This window comes from Mycobacterium sp. 1245852.3, assembly GCF_001669335.1.
Lineage (GTDB): Bacteria > Actinomycetota > Actinomycetes > Mycobacteriales > Mycobacteriaceae > Mycobacterium > Mycobacterium europaeum_A.
On the sequence record NZ_LZLL01000344.1, the window covers coordinates 1 to 616 of the forward strand.

Annotated in this window: 1 protein-coding gene; it reads right to left on the reverse strand. The window is 64.1% G+C overall.

Translation table 11 applies throughout. The features are described 5' to 3' along the window. On the reverse strand, positions 1–206 hold a 206-nt coding region (locus A9W96_RS15425; protein ID WP_197499530.1), incomplete at its 3' end, for a glycosyltransferase. Positions 207–616: the final 410 nt, after the last annotated feature.

Sequence of the window (616 nt, forward strand, 5' to 3'; positions counted from 1 at the left end):
GTCCAGAATCTGCGCTGTGCGGCCATGTACGCACGGGTGTCCGTGCCGTAAGCAACCGCCGCGAGCCCGGCCGATTCGACGAACGGAATCAAGTCGGGCGGGACGGCCATGCACACTTCGTGGCCCCTGCGCAGCAACTCACGGCCGACGGCGGCACAGGGCTCGATATCACCACGAGTCCCGTAGCTCGCCAACACAAATCTCATTGCGGATCTCAAACTTTCGGTTGTCGCGCCGCCCGGCGACGTATCGTTCCCGAACCGAGCCAAATGCCGACGACGCGGGTCGACGTACCCACGGCCGGCCACAGCCCCGGTGCCCACATCTCCGGTAGAGCCAGAGCCTAGACATGGCTCCGCGGCGACGGCAGGTTTCGGCGTCCGCCGCCCACATTGCCAACGGGTTCCGTGAGTCAGCGCAACTCGCTGAACTAGCACTGGGTGTCCGGTTATGCTGCGGTCGTCTGGGCCGAGGGCGTGGGCCGCCGCTTGCAATCCGACGATGCGCCAGGGAATCGAACAGTCATGACCGCGATGAAGTTTGTGCTGGCAAATTGGGGAACGCGTGGCGAGGTCGAGCCGTACCTAACGATCGGCCGTTAATTGGTTCTACTCGG